The sequence below is a fragment of the Streptomyces sp. SirexAA-E genome (assembly GCF_000177195.2).
GTDB lineage: Bacteria > Actinomycetota > Actinomycetes > Streptomycetales > Streptomycetaceae > Streptomyces > Streptomyces flavovirens.
This window is the reverse complement of record NC_015953.1, coordinates 5,399,655-5,420,629: the sequence shown is the minus strand read 5'-3', so window position 1 is coordinate 5,420,629 and position 20,975 is coordinate 5,399,655. Positions and strand designations below refer to the sequence as shown.

The following is a 20,975-nucleotide window of genomic DNA, read 5'->3' as shown; positions in this document are numbered from 1 at the left end:
TCCATGAGCTCTGAAAGCACTCCCGCGGTCCTCGCGGGCGCGGCGGGCGCGGGCACCGCGCGGGCCGACGGCACGGCTCCGGTCGTGCCGTCGGCCCGCGGGCCACGCGCCCGCGGCACGACCGCGTACCTCCGCTACACGGCGGGCAAGCTGGCCGGTGCGGCCGTCTCGCTGTTCGCCGTGCTCGTCACCAGCTTCTTCCTCTTCCGGCTGATCCCCGGCGACCCGGTCAAGCAGATGACCGGCGGCCGCCAGGTGTCGGCCGAGCAGATCGCCGCGATGCGCCGCGAATTCGGGCTGGACCTGCCGCTGTGGCAGCAGTTCACCGAGTACTGCGGCAAGGCCCTGACCGGCGACTTCGGTACGTCGTACCAGTTCCACGCCCCCGTCGTGGACAAGATCGCCGAGGCGCTGCCCGCCACGCTGCTGCTCACCGGTACCGCCTTCGTCATCTACACGGTGATCGGTATCTGGCTGGGGTCGCGGTCCGCGTGGCGTAACGGTTCTGCGGGTGACCGCTTCCACACGGCGTTCGCCCTGACGCTGTACTCGGTGCCGTCGTTCTGGCTGGGTCTGCTCCTGATCATCACCCTGTCGGTGGGCATCGGCCCGATCCCCGGGCTCTTCCCGACCGGCGGTATGGAGTCGGGCCCCGGCAGCGGCCTCGACCACGTCCTGGACGTGGCCCACCACCTGGTCCTGCCGGTCGTCACGCTCGTCGCCGTCGAGTACGCCCGCACCCTGCTGGTGATGCGTTCCTCGCTGCTCGACGAGATGGGCAGCGACTATCTGACGACCGCTCGGGCGAAGGGGCTGCGCGACGACCTCGTACGCCGCCGCCACGCCGTCCCGAACGCGATGCTGCCGACCGTCACCCTGCTCTTCGTGAACCTCGGCAACACGGTGGCCGGCGCCATCCTGGTGGAGACGGTGTTCTCCTGGCCGGGCCTCGGCGGCCTCTTCTACCAGGCGCTCAGCGTGCCGGACCTGCCGCTGGTGCAGGCCCTGTTCTTCGTCTTCGCCGCAGCGGTGATCCTGATGAACACGCTCGCCGATGTGATCTATCCGCTCCTCGATCCCCGGGTGGGCCGATGACGACCACGACCGACGCGGTACCGGGCCCCGGACCGCGCAGCCTCGCCCGGACCCGGCGGCGTCAGGCCGCCGCCCGCTTCTGGCGCCAGTACCGCGGCCACCGGGCCGGGCTCGCCGGGCTCGTCGTCCTCGCACTGATCGCGGTGTGCGCCCTGGCCGCGCCCTGGCTGGTGGGCGCCGACGCGCAGAGCGTCACCGCCGCGCCCGGCAGCGCGCTGGAGTCACCGAGCGCGGCCTTCCCGCTGGGCACCGACCAGTTCGGCCGCAGTCTGCTGGCCCTGCTGGTCTGGGGGACGCGGGTCTCGCTGACCGTCGGCCTGCTCGCCGCGTTCCTCTCCGTGGCCATCGGCACCCTGGTGGGCATCACCGCGGGCCACTTCAAGGGCTGGTACGGCAACGTCGTCATGCGGATCACCGACTGGTTCCTGGTGATGCCGACGCTGGTGCTGGCCATCGCGCTGGCCACCGTGCTCTCGCGGTCCGTCTGGACGACGATCCTGGCGATCGGCGTGACGACCTGGCCGACGACCGCCCGGCTGGTACGGGCGCAGACCCTGTCCGTGGAGGCCCGCCCGTACATCGAACGCTCCAGGGCGCTCGGCGGAGGACACCGCCACGTCATGTCCCGCCATGTCCTGCCCAATGTGATGCCGCTGGTGCTCGCCCAGACGACGCTGGTGATCTCCACCGCCATCCTCACCGAGGCGACGCTCGCCTTCCTCGGGCTCGGCGATCCCACGATCGTCTCCTGGGGCGGGCTGCTCCAGGACGCCCGGGAGGCCGGGGCCGTCAGCTCCGGCAACTGGTGGTACCTCGCTCCGCCCGGACTCGCCATCGCGGTCGTCGCCCTCGCGTTCACGCTGTGCGGCCGCACCGTCGAGTCCGTGCTCAACCCCAAGCTGGGGGTTTCCCGTTGACCGCTGTGAAGCAAGAGACCGCACCGAGGCCCGCGTCCGGTCAGCCGCTGCTCGACGTCAGGGACCTGCGGGTCACCTACGGTTCGGGGCCCTCGGCCGTGCCCGCCGTGCGCGGGGTCGACCTGCGGGTCGAGGCGGGCCGGAAACTGGGCATCGCCGGCGAGTCGGGCTGCGGGAAGTCGACGCTGGCGCTCGCGCTGCTGCGGCTGCTGCCGCCGTCCGCGACGCTGAGCGGTGAGATCCTGCTCGACGGCGAGGACGTCCTCACCATGAAGTGGGGGCGGCTGCGGGCCGTGCGCTGGGCGGGTGCCTCGATCGTCTTCCAGGGCGCGATGCACTCGCTGAACGCGGTGCACCGCATCGGGGACCAGATCGCCGAACCGATTCTGCTGCACCGCAAGGCCACCGCGGCCGCCGCCCGGAAGCGCGCGGGCGAACTGCTGGAACAGGTGGGCCTCCCGTCGGCGCGCGCCGACGCCTACCCGCACGAGCTCTCCGGCGGTCAGCGCCAGCGCGTGATGATCGCCATGGCGCTGGCCTGCGACCCCCGGCTGATCGTCGCCGACGAGCCGACGACCGCCCTGGACGTGATGATCCAGGCGCAGATCCTGCGGCTGATCGAGCAGCTCGTCGCCGACCAGGACCTCGGCCTGATCATGATCAGCCACGACCTGGCGGTGCTCTCCGACACCTGCGACCGGCTGGCGGTGATGTACGCGGGCCGGGTCGTCGAGGAGGGCCCGGCGAAGCAGGTGTACGAGAACGCCCGGCACCCGTACGGAAACGCCCTGTCGGCCGCCTTTCCCACCATCGGCGACCTCTCCTCCCGGCACGCCCCGCGCGGACTGCCGGGCGACCCGCCGGATCCGGCGGCGCTGCCGTCCGGCTGTACGTTCCACCCGCGCTGTCCGGTGGCGCTGGAGTCCTGCGCCACCGAGGACCAGGAGCTGCGGGACGCCGGGGAGGGCCGCCGGGCGGCCTGTGTGCTCGTGGAGCCGGGCCGCCCCGGGACGCCGGGCCTCCAGGACGGCACCGAGACGGCGAGGAGCTCGTCATGACCACCACTCCCCCTGCCCCGCTGCTCAGCGCCGAGGCACTGAAGATCGCCTTCCCCGGCCGCCGCGGGGCGTCGACGGCGCGTGCCGTCGACGGGGTCGACCTGGACATCGGCCCGGGCGAGATCGTGGCCCTGGTCGGCGAGTCGGGCTGCGGCAAGACGACGCTGGCCCGGTCGCTGCTGGGCCTGGTGCCGCCGACCTCCGGCCGGGTCACCTTCGGCGGCGAGCCGCTGGACTACTCCGGCCGGGCGCTGAAGGCGTACCGCAAGCGCGTGCAGCTGGTCCTCCAGGACCCCAGCGGCTCCCTGAACCCGCGCCACACGGTGTACGACGCGGTGGCCGAGGGACTGCGCATCCACGGATACGCGGGCGACGAGCACACGGCCGTCTCCGACGCGCTGGCACGGGCGGGGCTGCGTCCGCCGGAACGATTCTTCCTGCGGTATCCGCACGAGCTGTCCGGTGGGCAGCGGCAGCGTGTGGTGATCGCGGGGGCGCTCGTGCTGGAGCCGGAGCTGATCGTCGCGGACGAGCCGGTGGCCTCGCTGGACGCGTCCGTACGCGGCGAGATCCTGGCCCTGCTGCTGCGGCTCCGCGACGAGCTGGGGCTGTCGGCGCTGGTGGTCACGCACGATCTGGGGCTGGCCTGGAACATCGCGGACCGGGTCGCGGTGATGTATCTGGGCCGGATCGTCGAGACGGGCGCCGTGGAGCAGATCCTGACGGCGCCCCGGCACCCGTACACACAGGCCCTGCTGTCGGTGCTGCCGGAGGCGCAGGGCGATCCGGTGATCCTGACGGGCGAGCCGCCGGACCCGTCGAACGTCCCGTCCGGCTGCCGCTTCCACGCCCGCTGCCACGTCCTGGCCTCGGGCGAGGCGGAGCGCGCGGGCGTCGCGGAGGCGTGCCGGACGCAGGACCTGCCGGTCCTGGAGGGCGGCGACCGGACGCAGGTGGCGTGTCACTGGGCGGCGGCGGCCCCGGTGGCCGCCACCCCGTGAACCGGGGCCGGGTTACCGGGGGCCGGGCTGCGGGCGGACGGTGAGGATCTGCTCGGCCCGGCCCACCGGACCGACGGCGTCGTGGAGCACCGTGCTGGTGAGCCCGTGCCCGGCAGGGCCGAAGGCGACCGAGGTGTCCAGACCGGTCCAGGGGCCCTCGGGGCTGCGGTGGAGATGGATGGTCAGGTCCATGTTGGGATACATCCACTCCGTGGGCCGCTGCCGCACCGTGATGCCGTTGGCGGTGTCCACGAGGGCGATGTAGGACGCCACCGGGCCGCTCGGTTCGCCCGCGACGAGGTCCAGCCCGGTGGTGATCCAGGCGGTGGCACGGCCGACGGCGGGTGAGGCCGGCCGTCGGACGTCGAGCGAGGCGATGAAGCCGCCGCCCCACACATCGGTCATCGCCCACCGGGGAAAGGTCTCCGGCAGGGCGAGCGGCTCGTCGGGGGTCCCGGCGATCGCGGCGGTGTCCAGAGCCGCGAGAAGCCAGGCGCGGGCCCGGACCACCGGGCGGTCCCCTATGACGACGACGGCTTCCAGGAGTTCGACCGTGCGGCCGGGCCGGACGGTCTCCACCGTGATCTCGCACTCGTCCAGCGCGATACGTCCGAGGATGTCGTAGCTGATCCGGGCCACCGTCAGGCCGGTGTCGGGCCCCGCCGCGAGAAACCGGTCGATCGCGTGGGCGACGAGCCCGGCCAGCGGGCTGAAGTGCTGTTCGTCGGCGCTCCAGGCGCCCTGCGCGTGGGCCGTGGGCTTGTACCGGCCCTCACCCGTGCGCTGGTAGTAGCTGTCGGCCGAAGGGGTCGGAGCGGTCACGGAATTCTTCTCCTCCTGCGGGACACCGGGAGCCGTCCCGGCCGGAAACGCCTCAGGCGCGCGCGTACGCCTCGATCAGCTCGCTGGACCGCTTCACGTCGGCGGCCATCGCCACCAGCAGGTCGTCGACCGAGTCGAACTTGAGCATGCCGCGTACGTAGGCGAGGAAGTCCACGGCCACGTGCAGCCCGTACAGGTCGAGGCCGACCCGGTCGATGGCGTAGGCCTCGACGGTCCGCTCGGTACCGTCGAACTGCGGGTTCGTGCCGACGGAGATCGCGGCGGGCATGGCCTCGCCCTCGACCGTCAGCCAGCCGGCGTAGACGCCGTCCGCGGGGATCGCGCTGTGCGGGAGGGTCTCCACGTTCGCCGTGGGGAAGCCGAGCGCCCGGCCGCGCTGCGCGCCGCGCACCACGGTGCCTTCGACCCGGTGCGGGCGGCCGAGGATCTCCGCGGCCCCCTCGACGTCGCCGTCGGCGATCAGCCGCCGGGTGAGGGTGGAGGAGAACGGCTCGCCGCCGCCCGCCTCGCCGCTCACGAAGAGGTCGATGACCTCGACCTGGTAGTCGTACGTGGCGCCGAGCTCGGCCAGCAGCGTGACATCGCCCGCCGCGCGGTACCCGAAGCGGAAGTTCGGGCCCTCGATGACCAGCTGGGCGTGCAGTTTGTCGACGAGCACCTTGACGACGAAGTCGGCGGGCGCCAGCTTCGAGAAGTCGGTGGTGAACGGCAGGATCAGCACCGCGTCGACACCCAGGTCCGCCATCAGCTCCGCGCGCCGGCGGTGCGGGGCGAGCAGCGGCGGGTGGGTGCCGGGGCGCACGACCTCGCTGGGGTGCGGCTCGAAGGTGACGACGACGGCCGGGACCCCGAGCTCACGCGCCCGCTCCACCGCACGGCCGATGATCAGCTGATGGCCGCGGTGGACCCCGTCGTAGGAGCCGATGGTGACGACGCTGCGTCCCCAGTCCTCGGGGATGTCCTCCAAGCCGCGCCAGCACTGCACCGTGACCGCTCCTTGTCCGAACCCGTGTACGTGTGTATGTCCCTTACGCAGGTCTAAGACTGCCATGCTCACGTCCCGCGGCTTGCATCGGCACCGTCATCGCGGGCCGTGATCCGCCCAGTGCCTCCACGGTCCGCCGGGCCCCGGGGCCGACCACGGCGGCCCACTCCTGGGGTGCGTCGGCCAGCCACGCCAGCACCAGCCCGGCGAACCGGGGCTCGTCGCGGGCGAGCTCGACCAGCGTGCGGTCGAAGCGCGCCGCGCCCTCGGTCGTCCGGACGAGCAGCATCCCGGTGCGGTGCACCAGGGCGCGGGTCCGGGGCTCGGGGCGGCTGCCGGAGTCCGCCGCCGCGGCCCGCAGCAGCGCTTCGAGTACCTCCGGGTCACCGCCGGTGCCCTGCTCGAATTCCAGCAGCACCTCCAGCAGCTCGGCCCGCAGCGGCCTCGACGCGGGACTTCCCCCGGCGGCCAGGACCCGGGCCAGCGCGGCCCGCACCGGCGGAGGGGCGGGCCTCTCGCGCAGCAGCCCGGTCACCAGGGGCAGCAGCAGCGCACGGGCGGCGGGGCTGTGTTCGAGGCGGAGCTCCACATAGGCGGCGGCCTGGACGCCGTCCTCGGGATGGCTGTCGATGTACCGCCGTACGAGGGCGGGGGCGTGCAGGGCCAGGGCCGGGGTGTCCATCCGGGCCAGTTCCCGCAGGACGTCGGCGGCCGCGTCCCCGGGCAGCGACAGCCGTGCGCCCAGGGCCGCGAGCACCGGCTCGGGATGTTCGGGGAACACCTCGGTCAGCAGGGCCACGGGCAGCCCGGGGTCTCCGGCGGCGAACAGCCGCAGGGCCCGCGCGAGATGGCGGCGCCCGGTGTGCGGGTCGCGGACGAGGGCCGTCAGCGCGGGGGCGTGCAGGGCGGGGTCGCCGGGGCGGGCGAGCAGAGCGGAGGCGGCCTCGCGCAGCAGGGTGCGGTCCTCGTCCGTGAGCGTGCCCTGCTGGGCGAGGAGCGGGGCGTACGCGGCGGCGGCCGCCCGCCGTCCGGGCCGCCGCCCGTCGTGCGCCCAGCGGTCGACGGCCCGGCAGAGGGCGGCCGGCTCGTCCTCGGCGAGGGTCGCCAGCAGCTCGGCGGCGCGCGGGTGGGTGGACTCCACGAGGGCTTCGGTCAGGTCGTCGACGGCGAGGTCGCGGCGTGCGTACAGCAGTGCCTGCGCGGCGGCGGCCACGGTGGCCCGCATCGGCACGCCCTCCTCGGCGTACAACGGGGTCTCGTCGGTGAACCACCGGCAGAGCAGGACCTGCACGGTGCGCGGATGGGCGGCGAGGCGGCGGTCCACGGCGTCCAGATAGCGCTCGCCGCCGTGCGGATCCCCGTCGCCGGAGCCGGCCGCTCCGCCGTCCCGCACAGCCCTGTCGCCGTGCGCCGCGTCCTCGCCCCCCGCGACCGCTTTCCCGTCCGGACTCCGGCCGGTCTCGCCCCGTGGGGCGCCGTCGGCGGGCACGAGGCGGCGCAGGAGGTCGATCCGGACGCTCTCCGGAAGCGTCAGCCGCCGCCAGAACCACGGTTCGAACGCGGCGTAGGGCCCGCCGTGCGCCGGGCCGTCGCCGCTCCGGGGCCACCGGGTGATCCGCCCCGTGAGGACCCGCAGCACCCCGGCGTACGGCCGCGCGTCCGGGACCCGCAGCAGACTCTCCCGGAGCAGCCGGGCCGCCCACCACACGGCGTCGGCCCGCCGGGCGGGGTGACGGCCGTCGTCCCCCTCGCCGGCCGCGAGCCGGTCCGTCGCCTCGATCAGGTCGGCCATCCGGTACGCGAGCGCCGCGCTCCCCCGCCGTCGTTCCAGCAGGAGCATCGCCTGGATCACCGGGCCGATGCGGTGGCGCGGGACGGGCAGGCTGCGGGGCTCCGACCGCTCGGGGGTCTCCTCCGCGCCGGGCGCGTCCGGTACGGCCTCCCCCTCCGCGTGCCAGCGGTGGACCAGCGCGTGCAGTGCGGCGTCCAGGTCCAGGTGCGCGCCCTGCACCCAGTCGCCCAGCTCCTCGTGGGCGAAGCGGTAACCCGCGCCCGCCGGGGCCAGCAGCCCTTCGGTGAGGACCGCCGACGCCCATCCCGTACGCCACGGGAACAGCTCCTCGAAGGCCGCCCGGTCCAGCTCCCCCTGTCCCGGTCCCAGGCACCGCCGGGCCGCCTCGTGGACCTGGCCCGCGACCTGCGCCGCCAGCCGGCGCACGGCGGTGCCCCGGATCCTGGTTTCGGCCTCCGCCCCGATACGGACGGCGATCCGGAGGCAGGCGAGGTCCAGATGGGCCGCGAAGACCTCCTCGGTGCCGGGCCTGCCCGGGACGTCCGGGGGAAGCGCCTCCCGCACCCCGGCGAGCAGCCGCAGGGTCAGCGGGTGGCGGTCGTGGCCCTGGGCGATCGCGTCCGGCGGGATGCCGTACCGCTCCTTGGCGCACCGGGCCTGCTCCGGAGTCAGGTCGCCCAGCCGGACGGCGGGTGGCAGCCCCGGGGCGGGCCGCTCCGGGCGGTGCAGGGCGTCGGCGGGGTACAGCGCCCCGGCCCTCTCCCAGTGCTCCGGGCGGCAGGCGACGGCCATCCGCACGCCTTGGGCCCGCAGCCAGTCCACCGTGGCCCGGGTCCACTCGGCGAGCCGGTGGGCGAGCAGCGGTGGCATCTCCTCGGGGCCGTCCACGACCACCAGCAGGGGCTCGCCCGACGCGGCGGCGAGGGTGGCGACCCGCTCGGCGGTGGCCGCCGCGGTCCCGGCCCGGCCGGCCGCCGCGCTGACGATCCGCCCGGAGCGGCCGAGCGCGCGGGTCAGCGCGTCGGCGACCGAGGTGTCCTCGGCCAGCAGGTCGGCGCCGCGCAGCCAGAGGGTGAGGGCGGGGACGGCGCCGCCTGCCCGCCGGACGGCCAGGGCGGCCAGTTCGGTGGTGCGGCCCGTCCCGGGGAGGCCGACGAGTCCCAGCACGGGCGCGGTCGCGTGTGCGAAGGCGGTGAACTCGGCCGCCACGTCGGGCCGTTCCACCGGCTCGGGGCCGTCCGGCCGGTGGCCGAGCGTGGTCGCGGTCAGCTGGAGGGCGCCCGCGAGGTTCAGGTCGCGCCCGTATCCGGGGACGACGTTCGCGTTGCGCCGCAGCAGTTCGCCCAGCGGGCCCGCGTCGTCCGGCCCGGGGCCGTGGGTGCCGAGCGGCACGGCGAGCCCGGCGGCCTCGTGTCCGGCCCGCAGGGCGGTGGAGAGGACGCCGAGCACGGCCCCGGTACGCGGATCGGTCACCGGGCCCCCGACGGCCGCCCCGCCCGACCGCAGGGCGTCCCGCCCGTCCGTGCCGAGCGCCAGCTCCAGGGCTTCGCCCACGGCGTGGCCGCGCCCGCCCTCCTCGTAGGTCGCGGGGGTCGTCCCCAGCACCCGGGCCTCCCGCCAGCCGTGGGCGGCGATGCGCACATAGGTGCCGGTCCCGATCCGCTCGCGTACGGCGACGGGCGACGGTTCCACGCCCAGCGCGTCGGGTCCGCCGGTGCGCAGCAGGGCGAGGCCCAGGGCGGGCAGTTCGGTGACGTCGTCCGGGTCCAGGGCACGGGTCCGCCCGTCCGGGGCGTGCAGGACGAGCGGTACGGCCGAGGCCACGACCTGATGGCTGGTGACGACCGTCCCGCGGTCGTCCGCGACGAATCCGGTCCCCCGCGGCCGGCCGGCCTGATCGCAGATACTCACCAGTGTCGACCGGTCCCCGCTGCCCATGGGTCCGACGGTAGGACCCGGATGATCGACACGGGGCGCACACGGGGGAAAGCGCCCCCCGCGCCCCCCTCGATCACTCCGAGCGCCCGCCCGTCGGAGTGAATACCCGGGTCCTCCTGAACAGGAATGACCGCGGGGCGGGGAATCGTGGAGCGGGCACCGGGGGGACTGCCCGCTCCACGGGAGAAGACCCCCCACGGCCCGGACGACGGCCCCCGGGCGCCCGCCACGCTCGGAGCGTGCCGGGCGGTGGCCTGCGATCGGACGGCCACGCCCCGGCACGCGCGCTCTCTCCGGCCGGAGACCGCCCGACAGGCTCTCAGGCGAAGACGGCGAGGCTCTTGGCCTTGCCCTTCTGCTCCTCGACGAGCACCAGGAACGCCCCGTCGGGTCCGAAGACACCGACCGGTCCCGGCGGGTAGGCCGGCATGTCCACGCGTACACCGTTGAGCAGCAGCCTGGCCCGCTTCTCGTCCACGTCCCAGCGGGGGAACGCCGACGCCGCGGCCTCGGCCACCGGCATGACGGTCAGCTCCTCCTGGTGCTGGTCCAGGGTGCGGGCCGCGTCGATCCCGTACGGCCCGACCCGGGTGCGCCGCAGCGCGGTCAGGTGTCCGCCGACCCCGAGTCCGGCGCCCAGGTCGCGGGCCAGGGCGCGGATGTACGTACCCGAGGAGCAGACGACCGAGACGACGAGGTCGAGGACGGGGGTGCCGTCCTCGGCGACCGCCTCGCGGACGTCGTAGACGCGGAAGGAGGAGACCGTCACCGGGCGGGCCGGGATCTCGAACTCCTCGCCGCCGCGCACCCGTGCGTACGACCGCTTGCCGTCGATCTTGATGGCGCTGACCTTGGACGGCACCTGCATGATCGCCCCGGTCAGGGCGGCGATCCCCGCGTCGACGGCCTCCCGCGTCACGCCGGAGGCGTCGGTGGACGAGGTGATCTCGCCCTCCGCGTCGTCGGTGACGGTGTCCTGGCCGAGCCGGATCGTACCGAGGTACTCCTTCTCGGTCAGGGCGAGGTGGCCGAGCAGCTTGGTCGCCCGTTCGACGCCGAGCACGAGGACGCCGGTCGCCATCGGGTCCAGCGTGCCGGCGTGGCCGACCCGCCGGGTACGGGCGATGCCGCGCATCTTGGCCACGACGTCGTGCGAGGTGAAACCGGCCGGCTTGTCGACGACGACAAGCCCGTCCGGCGTCTTGTCCTGCTTGTTCTGCGTCATGCGGAAGGCGAGTCCTCGTCGTTCTCGTCCTCCGGCTTGCGGTACGGGTCCGCGTCACCGGCGTACGTGGCGCCGGAGGACGCCTCGCGGACCTTGGCGTCCGAGGCGCGGGCCCGGTCGAGCAGGTCCTCGATCGCCTTGGCGTTGTCCGGCAGGGCGTCGGCCACGAAGGCCAGCGTCGGGGTGAACTTCGTCCCCGCCGCGGCGCCGACCGCCGAGCGCAGGATGCCCTTGGCGCTCTCCAGGCCCGCGGCCGCGCTGGCCCGCTCCTCGTCGTCGCCGTAGACCGTGTAGAAGACCGTGGCCTCCCGCAGGTCGCCGGTGACGCGGGTGTCCGTGATGGTCACGTGCGTGCCCAGACGCGGGTCCTTGATACCGCGCTGCAGTTTTTCGGCGACCACCACCTGGATGAGGTCCGCCAGCTTCTTCGCCCGCGCGTTGTCGGCCACTGGTCCGTCTCCTTCTGAGGCTCTGCTCAATCGTCTTCGTCGCTGTGCAGCCGCCGCCGTACGGACAGCAGCTCCACTTCCGGCCGGCTCGCGATCATGCGTTCGCACCGGTCGAGTACGTCTGTGAGGTGTCCGGTGTCCCCGGAGACCACGGCAAGGCCGATCTCGGCCCTGCGGTAGAGGTCGTGGCCGCCCGTCTCCGCGACGCTCACCGCGAACCTGCGGTGGAGCTCGGCGACGATCGGGCGGACGACGGAACGCTTCTCCTTCAGCGACCGTACGTCGCCGAGGAGCAGGTCGAAGGACAGAGTCCCCACATACATGTATGCCCGGATGTCCCGCCGGTTCGGGTTCGCGCCCCGCCATCGCTTGGCAGGGACACCAGAACCGTACACGGAACGGCCGGGGCCGATCGACGGAAATACGACCCGTCGACCGGCCCCGACTGTGGAAGAGAGCCCGGGGGTCTCCCCCCGGGAATCCCCGTTGATCAGCCTCGCGGCTTCTCGCGCATCTCGTACGTCGCGATGACGTCGTCGATCTTGATGTCGTTGAAGTTCCCGAGGTTGATACCGCCCTCGTAACCTTCGCGGATCTCGGTGACGTCGTCCTTGAAGCGGCGCAGACCGGAGATGTTGAGGTTCTCCGCGATGACCTTGCCGTCGCGCAGCAGGCGCGCCTTGGTGTTGCGCTTGACCTCGCCGGAGCGGACCAGCACACCGGCGATGTTGCCCAGCTTGGACGAGCGGAAGATCTCGCGGATCTCCGCCGTGCCGAGCTCGACCTCTTCGTACTCCGGCTTGAGCATGCCCTTGAGGGCCGCTTCGATCTCTTCGATCGCCTGGTAGATGACCGAGTAGTACCGGACGTCCACGCCTTCGCGCTCGGCCATCTGCTCGGCACGCCCCGCGGCGCGCACGTTGAAGCCGATCACGATGGCGTCGGAGCCGGTCGCCAGGTTGATGTCCGACTCGGTGACCGCACCCACACCGCGGTGCAGGACCCGGATGTCGACCTCTTCACCGACGTCGAGCTGGAGCAGCGAGGACTCGAGAGCCTCCACCGAACCGGACGCGTCGCCCTTGATGATGAGGTTGAGCTCCTGGACCAGACCGGCCTTGAGCGCCTCGTCCAGGTTCTCCAGGGAGAACCGGACACCCTTGCGGGCGAAGTTGGCGTTGCGCTCACGGGCGGCACGCTTCTCGGCGATCTGACGGGCCGTACGGTCCTCGTCGACCACCAGGAAGTTGTCGCCGGCACCCGGGACGTTCGTGAGACCCAGGACCAGGACGGGGGTCGAGGGACCCGCTTCCTGGACGTTCTGACCGTTGTCGTCGAGCATCGCCCGGACACGGCCGTACGCGTCGCCGACGACCATCGTGTCGCCGATGCGCAGCGTTCCGCGCTGGACCAGGACGGTCGAGACGGCACCGCGGCCGCGGTCGAGGTGGGACTCGATCGCAATGCCCTGCGCGTCCTGCTCCGGGTTGGCCCGCAGGTCGAGCGAGGCGTCGGCGGTGAGGACGACGGCCTCCAGCAGTGCCTCGATGTTGAGGCCCTGCTTGGCGGAGATGTCGACGAACATCGTGTCGCCGCCGTACTCCTCGGCCACCAGCCCGAACTCGGTGAGCTGACCGCGCACCTTGGTCGGGTCGGCACCCTCGACGTCGATCTTGTTGACCGCGACCACGATCGGCACCTCGGCCGCCTTGGCGTGGTTCAGCGCCTCGATCGTCTGGGGCATCACACCGTCGTTCGCCGCGACCACGAGGATCGCGATGTCGGTGGACTTCGCACCACGCGCACGCATGGCGGTGAACGCCTCGTGACCCGGGGTGTCGATGAAGGTGATGCGGCGGTCCTCGCCGTTGACCTCGGAGGAGACCTGGTACGCACCGATGTGCTGCGTGATGCCACCGGCCTCGCCCGCTACGACGTTCGTCTTGCGGATCGCGTCCAGCAGCCGGGTCTTACCGTGGTCGACGTGACCCATGACGGTCACGACCGGCGGACGGGAGACCAGTGCCTCTTCGCCGCCCTCGTCCTCACCGAACTCGATGTCGAAGGACTCGAGCAGCTCGCGGTCCTCCTCCTCCGGGCTGACGATCTCGAGGACGTAGTTCATCTCGTCCGCGAGGAGCTTCAGCGTCTCGTCGGAGACGGACTGCGTGGCGGTGACCATCTCGCCGAGGTTCATCATCACGGCGACGAGCGACGCCGGGTTGGCGTTGATCTTCTCCGCGAAGTCGGTCAGCGAGGCACCGCGCGACAGCCGGACGGCCTGCCCGTTGCCGCGGGGCAGCATGACGCCGCCCACCGACGGGGCCTGCATGGCCTCGTACTCCTGACGCCTCTGCCGCTTCGACTTGCGACCGCGACGCGCGGGACCACCGGGACGACCGAACGCACCCTGTGTGCCACCGCGGGCACCCGGGCCGCCGGGACGGCCACCGAAGCCGGGACGACCGCCGAAGCCGCCGCCACCACCGGGACGGCCCGCGCCGCCACCGCCACCGGGACCACCGGGACGGCCTGCGAAGCCGCCGCCACCGCCGCCACCGGGACGGCCCGCGAAGCCGCCGCCACCGGGACGACCGCCACCGGCACCGCCGGGACGACCACCGGCACCGGGACCACGGCCACCGCCGGGGCCCCCACCGGGGCGCGGACCCGCTGCGGGGCGCTGCGGCATCATGCCCGGGTTCGGGCGGTTACCGGCCGGGCCGCCGCCCGGACGGGGAGCCTGCGGACGGGGCATGCCGCCCGGAGACGGACGTGCGCCACCCTGGCCCTGGGGACGCGGAGCGCCGCCCGGACCACCCTGCGGACGCGGGGCGCCGGGGCGCTCCTGACCGCCGCCGGGGCGCGGGGCACCGCCGGGACGGGGCGCCTGGGGGCGCGCCATGCCGGTGGAGCCGCCGGAGGTGAAGGGGTTGTTGCCCGGACGGGGACCCGCCGGACGTGCGCCGGGGCGGGGTGCGCCCTGGCCCGCGGGGCGGGCCGGACGGTCGCCGCCGCGCTCGCCGCCACGGCCGCCGTCACGCTGGCCGCCGTCACGCTGGCCGCCGGCCGGAGCCGGACGGGCGGGACGGGGGCCGGGGGTGGCGCCGGTGGGACGGGGGGCCTGCTGCGGTGCCGCGGGGCGCTCCTGGCGCTCCGGCGCGGGGGCCGGCGCGGAGAACTCGGCGGCGGGCACCGGGGTGACCGGGGCCGGCTTGGGCGCGGGCTTCGGTCCCGGACGGGGACCGGCGGCCGGCGCCGCGGGGGCGCTGCTCGCCGGGGCCTGGGCGGCCGGCTTGGGGGCCGGGGCGCCGGGCTTCGGGGCAGCGGGACGTGCCGCGGCGGCCGGTGAGGGCGCCGCGGGCTTTGCGGGGGCGGCCTTACGAGGCGCGCCAGGCTTTGCTGCGGTCTTGCCGGCGTTGCCGCCGGGACCCTGCAGCGCGTCGGTCAACTTACGTACAACCGGCGCCTCGATCGTCGAGGACGCCGAACGGACGAATTCACCGAGTTCTTGGAGCTTGGCCATGACGACCTTGCTCTCCACGCCGAACTCCTTGGCGAGTTCGTATACCCGGACCTTAGCCACTTCGCTCCTTTTAGGTCCGGGTTACCGCCGGACCGTCGCTACTTCATGGGCGTACTCATCGCGTACTCATCGAGTGCTCATCGCAATCTCGACCTACTTCCAACTCGCGAGGTACCTGACCGCACGGGGACCCGTGCCGTTCACTTTCTTACGGTGTCACCCGCTCGACGAACCGCTGCAGTGCCGCGGAGTCGAACGGCCCCTTGGCCTTGAAGGCCCGGGGGAATGCCCGGCGGCGGACCGCCAGGTCGAGACAGACAGAGGCGGGGTGCACATACGCACCCCGGCCGGGCAGCGTACCGCGTGGATCAGGGACAACCTCTCCCTCGTCCACGACGATGCGCAGCAGCTCGCTCTTGGCCGCCCGCTCCCGGCATCCCACACAGGTTCGCTCAGGGCAAGCGCGGGGGTGCGTCCGGCCAGACACGTTTAAGTCTACCTCCCCGTACCGACCTCACCCCTTTGGGGCAAGAATCGAACGGATGTTGTCGTGAATCTCAGCGACGGACCGCCTCGATCTATTCCTTCGTACCGGGCCGGGGCCGCGGCCGCGAACCGGTCAGGACCGCTCCCGGGCACGCTCCGCGCGCTGGCGGTCCGCGGTCTCCCGCTCCTCGTCCGTCTCGGTGTCCGGGCGGATGTCGATGCGCCAGCCGGTGAGCCGCGCCGCGAGACGGGCGTTCTGCCCTTCCTTGCCGATCGCCAGCGACAGCTGGTAGTCGGGCACGGTGACCCGGGCGGAGCGGGCGCCGAGGTCCACGACCTCGACCTCGCTCACCCGCGCGGGTGACAGCGCGTTGGCGACCATCTCGGCCGGGTCGTCCGACCAGTCCACGATGTCGATCTTCTCGCCGTGCAGCTCGGCCATGACGTTGCGCACCCGGCTGCCCATGGGGCCGATGCAGGCGCCCTTGGGGTTGAGGCCCGCACGGGTCGAGCGGACGGCGATCTTGGTGCGGTGGCCGGCCTCGCGGGCGATGGCCTCGATGACGACCGAGCCGTCCGCGATCTCCGGGACCTCCAGCGCGAAGAGCTTCTTCACGAGGTTGGGGTGCGTCCGCGACAGGGTCACGGACGGGCCGCGGACACCCTTGGCCACCCGCACGACGTACGTCCGCAGGCGCAGGCCGTGGGTGTACTCCTCGCCCGGCACCTGCTCCTGCACGGGCAGGATCGCTTCCAGCTTGCCGATGTCGACCAGGACGTTCTTCGGGTCCTTGCCCTGCTGGACGAGGCCGGTGACGACGTCGCCCTCGTGGCCTGCGTACTCGCCGAACGTCCGGTCGTCCTCGGCGTCCCGCAGTCGCTGCAGGATGACCTGCTTGGCGGTGCTCGCGGCGATACGGCCGAAACCGGACGGGGTGTCGTCGAACTCCTTGGCCTCCTGGCCCTCTTCGAGGTCGGCCGGGTCCTCCTTCGCCCACACCGTGACGTGACCGGCGGCGTCCAGCTCGACGCGCGCACGGCGGTGGCTGCCCTCGGTGCGGTGGTACGCGATGAGGAGGGCCGACTCGATCGCCCCGACGAGCACGTCGAAGGGGATCTCCTTGTCCTGCGCCAAGCCCTTCAGAAGCTTCACATCGATGTCCACGGCTACGCCTCCTCTTCCTTCTTGTCCTTGCGGTTGAATTCGATCTCCACGCGCGCCTTGGCGATCTCGTCGAAGGCGACCCGGCGCGCGGTGGGCTTGCGGCCCTTGACGCCCGGCACCTCGAGATCGAGCCCCTCGTCGTCGACGCCGAGGATGCGGGCCACCAGTTCGCCGCCGTCGGCCAGGTTCAGCTTGGCCAGCCGGCCGGTGGCGCGTACGTAGTGGCGGTGCTCGGTCAACGGGCGGTCCGCGCCCGGAGAGCTCACTTCGAGGACGTACTCGCCCTCGCCCATCGCGTCGGTCGCGTCGAGGGTCTCGGAGATCGTGCGGCTCAGCTCTGCGCACGTGTCGAGCTCGACGCCGTCGTCGGAATCGACGATGACCCGCAGCACCCGCCGGCGGCCCGCCCGGGACACCTCGATCTCCTCGAGGTCCAGCTCCTTGGCGCTGACGAGCGGTTCGAGCAGTCCGCGCAGCCTATCGCTCTGGGTGGTGCTCATCCGGGTGACTCCTCGGCCGCGTGTGCTGTTGTGGGGATCGTCGTGTGTCGGGTCAAAGGGTATCCGGTCCGCAGGGGTGTTGCCGTCCGCCTCCCGTCCGGCCGCGGGTACGCTCGCCTGCGGTGATCATTTCGGGTCAGATTCCGCCAAAAACCAGGCCTAAGGAGACAAGTGCGGCGCACGGGGACGACGCGCAGGGGCGCGCTCACCGCTTCGGGGGCACTCGCCCTGGGCGCGGTACTGACAGGCTGCGGAGGCGGCGCCCGGTCCGGCGCCGCCCCGGGGAACGCCGCCGCCGACGCGCGCACCGCGTCGGTCCGCGCCGGGAAGGCCCTGCGGACGGCCGCCGCGCGGACCAGCCACGCCCTGGCCGGCCGGTACGCCGCCGTGGCGGCCGCGCACCCGGCGGCATCGGCCGGGCTCGCACCGCTGCGGGCCGCCGTGAGGGAGCACGCCCGGGCCTTCGCGCAGGACACGCCCCTGCCGCCCGCTCCCACCGCCTCCCCCGCCTCCCCCGCCGACGCGCCGGCCGCCCTCAAGGCCCTGGCGGCCGAGGAGCGCCGGGTGGCCGACGACCGTGCGAAGGCCCTGACGGGCGCCGAGCCCGAACTGGCGAGGCTGCTGGCCTCCGTGGCGGCCGCCGGCGCGGTCCACGCCTATCTGCTGACCGAACTGGCCGAGGAGCTCTCGTCATGACCGAAGCGGCAGGGACGGCCGGGCGGTCCGAGGAGGCGGCCGCACTCCGGGCCGCGCAGGCCGCGCTCGCCGCCGAGCACGCGGCGGTGTACGGCTACGGCGTGCTGGGCGGCCGGCTGGAGGGACGCCGTCGCACCGACGCCACGGCCGCCCACGACGCGCACCGGGCACGCCGGGACACGCTGGTCCGTACCGTCCGTGACCTGGGCGGTACGCCGGTGGCGGCGGACGCCGCGTACGCTCTGCCGTTCGCGGTGCCCGACCCGTCGGCCGCGATGCGGCTCGCCGCCGTCGTGGAGGACCGGGTCGCGGGGGTGTACTCCGACCTCGTACGGGCCGCCCGGGGGCCGCTGCGGCAGGACGCCGCGGGCGCGCTCCGGGAGGCCGCCGTGCGTGCGGCCCGCTGGCGCGGCTCCGGCGTAGCCTTTCCGGGGCTCGCGGAGAAGGCCTCCGCCGATCCGGCGGACGCCACGGCCGAGGCGGGCGCCACCGGCGCCCCGCACTGACGCAGGCTCGGAAGGGGAACAAGGCACGTATGGGTTTCGAACCGCCGCAGCGGCTGGTGCGGGCGCTCGGCGAGACGTACGGGGACGGGGCCGCCGACTGGCTCGGCCGGCTCCCCGCACTGGCCGGGGAGGCACTGTCCGCCGCGGGCCACGAGGTCGTCGCCGAGCGGGTGGTGGCCCCGGGCGGGCGCAGCAGCCTCGTGCTGCTCGTACACCGGCCGGACGGCACGCCGGCCGCGCTGAAGCTCGCTCCGCCGGACGCCGCGCCCGGACTCGAACGGGCGGCGCTCGCGCACTGGAACGGCTGGGGCGCCGTGGAACCGCTGCTCCCCGCCGACGTCGTGCTGCCGGGGGACGCCCTGCTGCTGGAGCGGCTGCACCACGAGGTGTCGCTGCGCTCGCTGCCCGAGGCGAAGGCCCTGCTGGAGGCGGCGGGGATCGTGCGCCGCCTGTGGGTGGAGCCACCGCCCGGCCACCCCTTCGAGACGGTGGCGGAGCGGACCGCGGGCCAGGTGGAGGCGATGCGGGCCACCGCCGCCCGGGAGCCGGAGCTGGAACCGCTGGTCTCGGCGGCGCTCGCCGCCCGCGAGGAACTCCTCGCGCAGGAGACCGAGAGCCTCCTGCTGCACGGCAACTTCCGGCAGAGCAAGGTGCTGTCGGGTGAGCGGGCGCCGTGGCTGGCCCTCGGGCCGGAGCCGCTGGTCGGCGAACGCGCCTACGACCTGGCCCGGTTGGTACGCGACCGGGTCGAGGACCTGATCGCGTCGCCGGGCGGCCCGGTGACGGCACGGCGCCGCGTCAAGAAGCTGGCGGAGTCACTGGAGGTCGACCAGGCCCGGCTGCGCGGCTGGACGCTGTTCCGGGCCGTGGAGTCGGGCACGCGCACGCTGAGCGCGGGCCGCCGCCAGGACGGCGAACTGACGCTGGAGTTCGCCGGCTGGCTGTGAGGACCGCCCACCGGCCGGACGGCGAAGTGGCCCCCACACGGTTGTGTGGGGGCCACTTCGCCGTCATCGGCCCAGGCGTGGTCAGCCCTGGTCGGTCAGGCGGGCGAGGGCCTCATCGACGGTGAGCTCCTCGCGCTCGCCGGTGCGGCGGTCCTTCAGCTCCAGGACGCCCTCGGCCGAACGGCGGCCGGCGACCAGGATCTTGGGGACGCCGATGAGCTCGGAGTCGGTGAACTTCACGCCCGGCGAGACGCCCGCGCGGTCGTCGACGATGACGCGCAGCCCCGCGGCACCGAGCTTCTCGGAGACGTCGAGCGCCAGCTCGGTCTGGAGCGCCTTGCCCGCGGCGACGACGTGCACGTCCGCCGGGGCGACCTCACGGGGCCAGCACAGGCCCTTGTCGTCGGCGGTCTGCTCGGCCAGGGCCGCCACCGCGCGGGAGACGCCGATGCCGTACGAACCCATCGTGACGCGCACCGGCTTGCCCTGCTGGCCGAGGACGTCGAGGGAGAAGATGTCGGCGTACTTGCGGCCGAGCTGGAAGATGTGGCCGATCTCGATGGCGCGGTCGACCTGGAGGCCGGTGCCGCACCTGGGGCAGGGGTCGCCCGGCTCGACGACGACCACGTCGAGGTACTGGTCGACCTCGAAGTCTCGCCCGCAGACGACGTTCCTCGCGTGGACGCCCTCCTTGTTGGCACCGGTGATCCAGGAGGTGCCGGCGGCGATGCGGGGGTCGGCGATGTAGCGGACCTTCTCCAGGCCCTGGGGGCCGACGTAGCCGCGCACCAGGTCGGGGCGGCCCACGAAGTCCTCGGCGGTGACGAGTTCGACCTCGGCGGGTGCCAGGTGCTCGCCGAGCTTGCCGAGGTCGACCTCGCGGTCACCGGGCACGCCCACGGCGACGATCTCGCCGTCGACCTTGACCAGCAGGTTCTTCAGGGTCGCGGACGCCGGGACGCCGAGGAAGTCGGCGAGGGACTCGATGGTGGGGGTGTCCGGGGTGTCCAGCTCCTCGACCGGGCCTGCGGCGGGGGCCTCGGCGGGGGTGGCGACGTAGGTCACCGCCTCCGTGTTGGCCGCGTAGTCGCAGTTCGGGCAGTCGACGAAGGTGTCCTCGCCGGCCGGTGCGGGCGCCAGGAACTCCTCGGACGCCGAGCCGCCCATGGCCCCGGAGACCGCCGAGACGATGCGGTGGTCGAGGCCGAGGCGCTCGAAGATCCGGATGTAGGCCGCGCGGTGCAGCTGGTAGGACTCGGCCAGCCCCTCGTCGGTGGTGTCGAAGGAGTACGAGTCCTTCATCTGGAACTCACGGCCCCGCAGCACACCGGCGCGCGGGCGGGCCTCGTCGCGGTACTTGGTCTGGATCTGGTAGAGGATCACCGGCAGGTCCTTGTAGGACGAGCACATGTCCTTGACGACCTGGGTGAAGATCTCCTCGTGGGTGGGGCCGAGGAGGTACTCGGCGCCCTTGCGGTCCCGGAGCCGGAACAGCAGGTCGCCGTACTCGTCGTACCGGCCGCTCGCCTCGTAGGGCTCCTTGGGCAGCAGCGCGGGCAGCAGGACCTCCTGGCCGCCGATGGCGTCCATCTCCTCGCGGACGACGCGGCTGACGTTCTCCAGGACCTTCTTGCCGAGCGGGAGCCAGGACCAGAGGCCGGCGGCGGTGCGGCGTACGTATCCGGCCCGGACGAGGAGCTTGTGGTTGAGCGTCTCGGCGTCGGCCGGGTCGTCACGCAGTGTCTTGATCATCAATCGGGACATGCGCTGGACCTGGGCCATGATGAACTCCTGCTAGGAAGGGTGGTGGCCCCGAGGTTAGCCGGGCGGCCCGCGCGGGCGGAAA

The 20,975-nt window shown here is 73.5% G+C and carries 18 protein-coding genes; 7 read left to right on the top strand and 11 right to left on the bottom strand.

Translation table 11 applies throughout. From position 1 onward, the window contains the following. Positions 1-3 precede the first annotated feature (3 nt). The 4 genes from SACTE_RS24305 to SACTE_RS24290 are packed head-to-tail and all read left to right on the top strand — an operon-like array spanning position 4 to position 4,071. Positions 4-1,095 (top strand): ABC transporter permease, encoded by a 1,092-nt coding sequence (locus SACTE_RS24305; RefSeq protein WP_014048667.1) that lies wholly within the window; start codon positions 4-6, stop codon positions 1,093-1,095. Continuing rightward, positions 1,092-2,012 carry an ABC transporter permease gene (locus tag SACTE_RS24300; protein WP_014048666.1) on the top strand — a complete coding sequence of 307 codons (921 nt, stop codon included), beginning with the start codon at positions 1,092-1,094 and terminating at the stop codon, positions 2,010-2,012. Before SACTE_RS24305 ends, SACTE_RS24300 begins: the two co-directional genes overlap by 4 nt. Beyond that, on the top strand, positions 2,009-3,070 hold the full coding sequence (locus tag SACTE_RS24295; protein WP_014048665.1) for an ABC transporter ATP-binding protein: 1,062 nt from the start codon (positions 2,009-2,011) through the stop codon (positions 3,068-3,070). The genes SACTE_RS24300 and SACTE_RS24295 overlap by 4 nt, the downstream gene beginning before the upstream one ends. Further along, positions 3,067-4,071: an ABC transporter ATP-binding protein gene (locus SACTE_RS24290; protein WP_014048664.1), complete on the top strand. Its 1,005-nt coding sequence runs from the start codon at positions 3,067-3,069 to the stop codon at positions 4,069-4,071. The genes SACTE_RS24295 and SACTE_RS24290 overlap by 4 nt, the downstream gene beginning before the upstream one ends. 12 nt (positions 4,072-4,083) lie before the next feature. Here the strand turns inward: SACTE_RS24290 and SACTE_RS24285 are convergent, their stop codons facing one another. The 10 genes from SACTE_RS24285 to rimP all read right to left on the bottom strand — a co-directional run bounded on the left by SACTE_RS24285 (position 4,084) and on the right by rimP (position 16,980). Then, on the bottom strand, positions 4,084-4,893 hold the full coding sequence (locus SACTE_RS24285; RefSeq protein WP_014048663.1) for a thioesterase family protein: 810 nt from the start codon (positions 4,891-4,893) through the stop codon (positions 4,084-4,086). Between the two features lie 52 nt (positions 4,894-4,945). Beyond that, a complete protein-coding gene (locus tag SACTE_RS24280) occupies positions 4,946-5,899 on the bottom strand; it encodes a bifunctional riboflavin kinase/FAD synthetase (protein ID WP_014048662.1) in 954 nt (317 codons plus the stop codon). 43 nt (positions 5,900-5,942) lie between these two features. Further along, entirely contained in the window at positions 5,943-9,629 is a 3,687-nt protein-coding gene (locus SACTE_RS24275; RefSeq protein WP_014048661.1) for a serine protease, read from the bottom strand. 319 nt (positions 9,630-9,948) lie between these two features. Further along, on the bottom strand, positions 9,949-10,854 hold the full coding sequence (gene truB, locus SACTE_RS24270; protein ID WP_014048660.1) for a tRNA pseudouridine(55) synthase TruB: 906 nt from the start codon (positions 10,852-10,854) through the stop codon (positions 9,949-9,951). Next, the gene (rbfA, locus tag SACTE_RS24265) at positions 10,851-11,303 is read right to left on the bottom strand and encodes a 30S ribosome-binding factor RbfA (RefSeq protein ID WP_014048659.1); all 453 of its coding nucleotides are present in this window, start codon (positions 11,301-11,303) and stop codon (positions 10,851-10,853) included. The genes truB and rbfA overlap by 4 nt, the downstream gene beginning before the upstream one ends. A 26-nt stretch (positions 11,304-11,329) precedes the next feature. Beyond that, a complete protein-coding gene (locus SACTE_RS24260) occupies positions 11,330-11,626 on the bottom strand; it encodes a DUF503 domain-containing protein (protein ID WP_014048658.1) in 297 nt (98 codons plus the stop codon). Positions 11,627-11,793: 167 nt separating this feature from the next. Beyond that, entirely contained in the window at positions 11,794-14,889 is a 3,096-nt protein-coding gene (gene infB / locus SACTE_RS33440) for a translation initiation factor IF-2 (protein ID WP_078492657.1), read from the bottom strand. 148 nt (positions 14,890-15,037) lie between these two features. After that, the gene (locus SACTE_RS24250) at positions 15,038-15,316 is read right to left on the bottom strand and encodes a YlxR family protein (protein ID WP_078492656.1); all 279 of its coding nucleotides are present in this window, start codon (positions 15,314-15,316) and stop codon (positions 15,038-15,040) included. Between the two features lie 132 nt (positions 15,317-15,448). After that, positions 15,449-16,480 (bottom strand): transcription termination factor NusA, encoded by a 1,032-nt coding sequence (nusA, locus tag SACTE_RS24245; RefSeq protein ID WP_014048655.1) that lies wholly within the window; start codon positions 16,478-16,480, stop codon positions 15,449-15,451. Between the two features lie 2 nt (positions 16,481-16,482). Then, on the bottom strand, positions 16,483-16,980 hold the full coding sequence (rimP, locus tag SACTE_RS24240) for a ribosome maturation factor RimP (protein WP_014048654.1): 498 nt from the start codon (positions 16,978-16,980) through the stop codon (positions 16,483-16,485). A 171-nt stretch (positions 16,981-17,151) separates the two neighbouring features. Between rimP and SACTE_RS24235 the strand changes: the two genes are divergently transcribed. Genes SACTE_RS24235 through SACTE_RS24225 form a run of 3 tightly spaced genes read left to right on the top strand, consistent with a single transcriptional unit; the run spans position 17,152 to position 19,129 of the window. Next, positions 17,152-17,676, top strand: coding sequence for a hypothetical protein (locus SACTE_RS24235; protein ID WP_014048653.1), 525 nt, complete (start codon positions 17,152-17,154; stop codon positions 17,674-17,676). Beyond that, a complete protein-coding gene (locus SACTE_RS24230; protein ID WP_014048652.1) occupies positions 17,673-18,182 on the top strand; it encodes a ferritin-like domain-containing protein in 510 nt (169 codons plus the stop codon). The genes SACTE_RS24235 and SACTE_RS24230 overlap by 4 nt, the downstream gene beginning before the upstream one ends. Positions 18,183-18,211: 29 nt before the next feature. Continuing rightward, positions 18,212-19,129, top strand: a complete 918-nt coding sequence (locus SACTE_RS24225; protein WP_014048651.1) for an aminoglycoside phosphotransferase family protein — start codon at positions 18,212-18,214, stop codon at positions 19,127-19,129. 81 nt (positions 19,130-19,210) lie between these two features. On the opposite strand, the gene SACTE_RS24220 is transcribed toward SACTE_RS24225, so the two are convergent. Beyond that, positions 19,211-20,911: a proline--tRNA ligase gene (locus tag SACTE_RS24220; RefSeq protein WP_014048650.1), complete on the bottom strand. Its 1,701-nt coding sequence runs from the start codon at positions 20,909-20,911 to the stop codon at positions 19,211-19,213. Positions 20,912-20,975 lie beyond the last annotated feature (64 nt).